1 protein-coding gene is annotated in these 916 nt (G+C 74.3%); it reads left to right on the forward strand.

Annotated elements, in window-relative coordinates:
• Positions 1-781 (forward strand): dihydrolipoamide acetyltransferase family protein (locus ABD317_RS36475; RefSeq protein ID WP_344296282.1); only part of this gene is annotated, 781 nt, incomplete at its 5' end.
• Positions 782-916: the final 135 nt, after the last annotated feature.

Consider the following 916-nt stretch of genomic DNA (forward strand, 5'->3'; position numbering starts at 1 on the left):
CGCGCAGCCCTCGCCCGCGCAGCCCTCGCCCGCGCAGCCCTCGCCCGCGCAGCCCTCGCCCGCGCAGCCCGCGGCCGGCGCCCGCGAGACCCGGATCCCCATCAAGGGCGTCCGCAAGGCCACCGCCCAGGCGATGGTCACCAGCGCCTTCACCGCGCCGCACGTTACGGAGTTCGTCACCGTCGACGTCACCCGCACGATGAAGCTCGTGCAGGAGCTGAAGGAGGACCCCGACCTCGCCGGGTTGCGGATCAACCCGCTGCTCGTGGTCGCGAAGGCCCTGCTGCTCGCGATCCGGCGCAACCCCGAGGTGAACTCGGCCTGGGACGAGGACCGTCAGGAGATCGTCCGCAGGCACTACGTGAACCTCGGCATCGCCGCCGCCACCCCGCGCGGCCTGATCGTGCCGAACATCAAGGACGCGGACGCGCGGACGCTCCCCGAACTGGCCACGGAGCTGGCCGACCTGGTGGGCACCGCCCGCGAGGGCAGGACGACGCCCGAGGCGATGCAGGGCGGCACGGTGACGATCACCAACATCGGCGTCTTCGGCATCGACACCGGCACGCCGATCCTCAACCCCGGCGAGCCGGCGATCCTCGCCTTCGGCGCGATCAAGCTGCAGCCGTGGGTGCACAAGGGCAAGGTCAAGCCGCGGCACGTGACGACGCTCGCGCTCTCCTTCGACCACCGGCTGGTCGACGGGGAGTTGGGCTCGAAGGTGCTCGCGGACATCGCGGCGGTCCTGGAGCGGCCGAAGCGCCTGCTCACCTGGGGCTGACGCGCGCAGCACGCGGTACCCGCACGCCCCCGGCCCGTCTGCGGACGGCGCCGGGGGCGTCGGCGTTCGCCCCGGCGTCCCCCGGCGTCCCCCGGCGTCCCCCGGCGTCCCCCGGCGTCCCCCGGCGTCCCCCGT

Source organism: Streptomyces synnematoformans, from assembly GCF_039531005.1.
GTDB classification, from domain to species: domain Bacteria; phylum Actinomycetota; class Actinomycetes; order Streptomycetales; family Streptomycetaceae; genus Streptomyces; species Streptomyces synnematoformans.